The 4,843-nt window shown below is 59.0% G+C and carries 5 protein-coding genes and 2 pseudogenes; 5 read left to right on the top strand and 2 right to left on the bottom strand.

What is annotated here, in order from left to right; all coding sequences use genetic code 11:
* Nucleotides 1-806 precede the first annotated feature (806 nt).
* Together ACS5Q1_RS46485 and ACS5Q1_RS46480 are read left to right on the top strand one after the other, a co-directional pair.
* The gene (locus ACS5Q1_RS46485; protein ID WP_473104555.1) at nucleotides 807-1,055 is read left to right on the top strand and encodes a hypothetical protein; all 249 of its coding nucleotides are present in this window, start codon (nucleotides 807-809) and stop codon (nucleotides 1,053-1,055) included.
* Nucleotides 1,056-1,137: 82 nt separating this feature from the next.
* The gene (locus ACS5Q1_RS46480; protein ID WP_473104554.1) at nucleotides 1,138-2,082 is read left to right on the top strand and encodes an MBL fold metallo-hydrolase; all 945 of its coding nucleotides are present in this window, start codon (nucleotides 1,138-1,140) and stop codon (nucleotides 2,080-2,082) included.
* Between the two features lie 53 nt (nucleotides 2,083-2,135).
* On the opposite strand, the pseudogene ACS5Q1_RS46475 reads toward ACS5Q1_RS46480, so the two are convergent.
* Nucleotides 2,136-2,395, bottom strand: a pseudogene (locus tag ACS5Q1_RS46475) (transcriptional repressor); the annotation flags it as partial.
* A 73-nt stretch (nucleotides 2,396-2,468) separates the two neighbouring features.
* Here ACS5Q1_RS46475 and ACS5Q1_RS46470 point away from each other — a divergent pair.
* From ACS5Q1_RS46470 to ACS5Q1_RS46460, 3 genes and pseudogenes are all read left to right on the top strand, one after another.
* A complete protein-coding gene (locus tag ACS5Q1_RS46470; RefSeq protein WP_473104553.1) occupies nucleotides 2,469-3,458 on the top strand; it encodes an MBL fold metallo-hydrolase in 990 nt (329 codons plus the stop codon).
* 243 nt (nucleotides 3,459-3,701) lie between these two features.
* The gene (locus ACS5Q1_RS46465) at nucleotides 3,702-3,860 is read left to right on the top strand and encodes a hypothetical protein (RefSeq protein ID WP_473104556.1); all 159 of its coding nucleotides are present in this window, start codon (nucleotides 3,702-3,704) and stop codon (nucleotides 3,858-3,860) included.
* A gap of 5 nt (nucleotides 3,861-3,865) precedes the next feature.
* A pseudogene (locus ACS5Q1_RS46460) lies at nucleotides 3,866-4,029 on the top strand (integrase core domain-containing protein); the annotation flags it as partial.
* Nucleotides 4,030-4,142: 113 nt separating this feature from the next.
* Here ACS5Q1_RS46460 and minD read toward each other — a convergent pair.
* Nucleotides 4,143-4,843, bottom strand: a 701-nt coding sequence (gene minD / locus ACS5Q1_RS46455; RefSeq protein ID WP_473104552.1) for a septum site-determining protein MinD, incomplete at its 5' end; no start/stop codon positions are given.

Raw genomic sequence — 4,843 nt, 5'->3', positions numbered from 1 at the left:
AGGCGCCGCTCCTCCATCTGCTCCGGCGTCAGATGCGTCGGACGCCAAACGTTGCCCTCCATCGCGCACCTCCTCACGATGACCGACACCGCCCTATGTTACACCCTCTGCGTGAAGATCATTAAAGGTGAGTGCGTGACTAGAGGATATAGCCGGCTCGTCGCGGAGACGAGAACGCGTGATTGAACCCAAACTCACACTGAATGCGGCCGCCAAGTTGAAATGTCTGGCAGCCTGCAAAGCGGGATCAAGACATTCTAACTTTGCGCCTACAGCAAAACTGCGCTGAACATTTTTTATGGAACTAATGGAACTAGCTGCAGGATCTTTCTTCATATCCGCGACGTCACCGACGTGCCCCCTTAAGGCGTCTGCCCGCCAGTCGTGGACACTATTAGCTTCAGCCTGTCCATGACGGCGTTAGAGCGCGTTCATGCATATTCAGCGCATTGTTTTGCCCAGTGGCAAAGTCACTTGCCACGTTCCGACTTCGCTGTGGAGATTGTTCTTGAAGGTCAGTCCCATCGTTTTCCTCCGCTGTTCCGGACGGGGTTCCACCCGACACGTTATGACAGGTTATCGGGGCCCACGGAGCGGTATCCCGACACTGGAGCGAACTCTTTCCGAAACTGCTATGCTGCGCTTTCGGAGTTCGGAGGTAGGCCCGCATCCGGAGCGACCCAGTGGCAAGCTCTCGTGGAAACCGGAAATTCCTTTATTCGTTGATTGGGCGGCTCATCCCCTGTGAAGCCCTTTCCAACATAACTCTTCGTCTTTCGTGGTCCCGTGAATCCAAAGGATCCCCAATGACCGGTCCTGGCCTCCACATCTTGATGCCCGACGAAGTTCCTGAGGACCAGAGCAACAACATCACCCTGGCTGAGGTGGTTCAGCCCGAACGGGCGATGGAGTTCATGGTGACGGTGCTCATCGATGGGACGGCAATCGCCGTGAGTGGTCCGTTCGCGTCGATGGAGGAAGCCGTCGACCAGGCCAACGATCTCTCGAAACACTACCAGCTTGAACCGATCTACGTCAGGAGGGAGCGGGCCTAGACAGTTTCCGTCGTGACTTGCAATGCCCAGTCCACGTCTTAACGGTCCAGCAATGTCATCTTGCCAAACGGAGGAGAGCTCGATGAGAAGATCCGAACCGACAAAGGCCACCCTCACCCGCCGCCACATCATTCTCGGGACTTCGTCACTTGCGGCGATGCCACTCCTGTCCGGCTATACATTCGCGGCGCCAGTCTCCACCTTCAAGCAAGGCGACTTCGACATCACCGTTGTCAGCGACGGTTTCCTGACCCTGCCGATCAGCATCGTAGCTCCCGAGGCCGCCCCGCACGAACAGGCGGAGATCATCCGCCGACTCGGCGGGAGCGCCGACACCGTCCAGCCCCGAGCCAATATTCCGCTGATCCGGTCGGGACGGGAACTTATCCTCGTCGACACCGGTTCCGGAGATAAGTTCCAGCCCACGGCAGGCAAGCTCTCGGCCAATCTCGCGGCAGCCGGGGTCGATCCCGCTTCCGTGACCAAGGTTGTCTGCACCCATGCCCATCCCGATCACATCGGGGGAACTCTCGCGCCGGGCGCGGGACTGACGTTCCCAAATGCAACCTATTTCGTGAGCGCGGCCGAGTGGCAGTTTTGGACGCATCCAAACTACCGCACGACCATGCCGGATGTGCTGCATGAGTTTGCACGCGGCTCCCAGCGCGATCTATCCGCCTTCAAGGACCGCGTGAAGCTGGTAAACCCGGGTGAGGACATCGTCACCGGCATGCGTGTCCTCAATACGGCAGGGCATACCCCCGGGCATATCTCGCTCGAACTGGCTGGCGGCGAAGGCCTGATCATTACTGGGGACGCAGTTACGAACCACATCGTCTCGTTTGAGTATCCCGGTCAGAAGTTTGGCTTCGACATGCAGCACGACGCTGCGATCGCCAATCGTAAGGCGCTTCTGGATCGAGCGGCGAAGGATAAGATCAAGTTGCTGGGCTTTCACTGGTCCGATCCCGGCGTCGGCTATGCGGAGCGCAAGGACAACGCCTACCGCTTCGTGCCCGCGACTTGACGTCCTGGACTAGGCAAGGTGCTCGCCAGTCGCCCCGTTCCCGAGATTCATCCTCAGCGTTCGTGGCTTCTGTGGTACCTGTCCTTCGCCTTCCGAAGCCGCACGATCCCTCAACGCGTGCGATCTCCATACCAGCGGGCGGCAGCGGCATGTCTATCACGGTGATGCCTCCCGACGGCATGTCGATCACCGTTTCCTCTTCCTCGAGGAAGTATTGATGATGCTCCATCGTGTTGGTGTCGAAGTATGACTTTGCGCTGTCCAGTGTCACTTGGCGCAGGAGGCCAGCATCCGTAAACTGGTGCAGCGTGTTGCGCGGCATGTGGATCTAGCATGTGCTGGTTCCCGCAGGAGGAATGTATGATGGTTCCGATTCGAGTCATTCCGTGAGACTGATCGCTTCGCTTGTTTCGATGTCGATGCTGCTGGGGCCGACTGCTGCTCTGTCGGGCCCAGGCTTCGACGTGATTGTTCTCGGTGCCCTGGGCGGCGTTCAGGACGGCAATCTCAGTTCCTATCTCATTCGTCCACACGGGGACCGCAATGCCATTGCATGTGACGCCGGCAGCCTCGTGAACGGTTTGAGGGTTGCTCATGACATGGGCGTCTTCAGGGACGTCACGGTTCCTGCGGGCTCGACTGACAGTGTGATCGGCCACGTGTTGAAGAATGAGATCAAGGGCTACCTGATCACTCATGCTCATCTCGACCATCTCGCAGGTCTGGTCATCGCCTCGCCCGATGATGGCACCAAGACCATCTACAGCCTGCCGTCTGTGAGTGCGCAGATCGAACAGACCTATTTCAACTGGAAGGCCTGGCCCAACATGCTGGATCGCGGCCAGCCGCCGCAACTGAAGAAGTATCATCTGGAAGATCTGAAACCGGGTGAGGCCAGGGATCTTGCCGGCACCAGGATGACGGTTACCCCCTACCCTCTCAATCACGGAGGGGCCGAATCCACTGCCTTCCTCGTCGAGAGCGACGGCGACGCGATCCTGTGCTTCGGGGATACTGGCCCTGACGAGGTCCAGAACGTCACCAACATGCAGGACATCTGGAAGACCGTTGCCAACAGGGTGAGGCAGCGGACGTTGAAGGCGATCATCCTGGAAGCGTCCTACACCAGTGACCGACCGGATAACCTGCTGTTCGGGCACATGACGCCGAAGTGGGTCCACAAGACGCTGCATGACTTGGACCAGGCGGCCGGCGGCAACGCCCTGAAGGGCCTTCCGGTCATTGTGAGCCACATCAAATATTCGCTGACGGATGAGCAACCGCAGGAGGCCATTCGCGGGGAGTTGGAGGCCGGTAACGATCTAGGTGTCCGGTTTGTGATGCCGGAACAAGGCGCACTCCACCACTTCCCGTAATTTCCTCAGGTCAATTCTGACTTCCTTGATCTTTCTGTGTGGGGACTTTTGGCAATCTATCCAGTCGGGGCGCAATCGCGGTCAAACGGTGGCCCCGGACCTAACCAAGCTGATCGCGCGACCACCTCTGCTCTTGCTTCACAACTCAGCGAAAAGGCCCTGGCGCTGTTCCACGATGGCAAGTACCGCGAAACCATCGCGACCTTGGACCAAAGGGCCTCCGTGAGGCCCGAAGACCAAGGGATGGGGCTCATACGCGCATGGTCGCTCTATCACCTAGGCCGGTACGACCTGTCTCTCAGGCTGTTCACCGACCTCGACCGTCGCCAGTCGACGAAAGATACGCAGTATGGCATCTACTACTCCCACAGAAAGCTCGATCCCACTCACATCGGCGACTGATCCGATCCAAGGTTAGGGATGAAATGCTGAAGGGAGAGATCTTCTACACGCTTGAGGAGGCCAAGTTGATCATTGAGAGCTGGCGCCCGCACTCATCCCTGGGCTACCGCCCCCCGCACCAGAGGTTCTGGTTCCGGCCTCCAAGCGCTTGAGACCGATCCTGAATTAACATCACATGCGGATCATCCACTCGAGGCAGGCCAGAAGGCTTCAGAATGTGTTCTGGATCCTTGCTTCGTCCCGCTCAAATCCGAACGCGCTCTTGTGAGAGGCTGAACCGGTCTATGCAGCTCGTCGGGTGAACAGCCTGTGCAACAGGCGAGGTCTATCGCTAGAGACAACAATCCCGGTACCCTCACCCTTCAGCCGCCGAGCCGCATCAACGTAGGCTTGGGCCAGTGCACCACCAGGGCTACCCAGGGTCACCGGGGCTCCGACGTTTGAGCTCAGCAGCACGTCTCCGCTCTCCGGGACGATGCCCAGCAGCGGAATGGAAAGGATCTCCAGTACATCCTCCACCTTCATGATCTCGCCACGGCGGGCACGAACGGGGTCATAGCGGGTGAGAAGCAGATGTTTGTCGACGCACTGCCCGTTCTCGGCTTTGACCGTCTTGGCGTCGAGCAGGCCGATGATGCGGTCAGCGTCGCGGATCGAGGATACCTCCGGGTTTACCACGACAACAGCGACGTCGGCATGCCGCATCGCCAGGGTCGCCCCCTTCTCGATGCCGGCCGGGCTGTCGCAAATGACCCAGTCAAACTGCGTGCGTAGATCAGCGATGACCCGTGCAACTCCCTCTTCAGTTAAACTGTCCTTGTCTCGGCTCTGGGACGCCGGGAGAAGAGCCAGCGTATCCAGGCGCTTGTCGCGGATGAGCGCCTGTGCGAGCTTGGCCTCGTCTCTGATGACATTGATCAGGTCGAAGACCACCCGTCGCTCGGCCCCCATGACCAAGTCCAGATTGCGCAGGCCGACATCAA

This window comes from Microvirga sp. GN3 (genome assembly GCF_055792825.1).
This window is presented reverse-complemented; position numbering and strand designations above follow the sequence as displayed.

Coding starts and splice junctions, on each gene's coding strand:
- ACS5Q1_RS46485 (WP_473104555.1), top strand. CDS start 807: ATGACCGGTCCTGGCCTCCACATCTTGATGCCCGACGAAGTTCCTGAG.
- ACS5Q1_RS46480 (WP_473104554.1), top strand. CDS start 1,138: ATGAGAAGATCCGAACCGACAAAGGCCACCCTCACCCGCCGCCACATC.
- ACS5Q1_RS46465 (WP_473104556.1), top strand. CDS start 3,702: ATGGGGCTCATACGCGCATGGTCGCTCTATCACCTAGGCCGGTACGAC.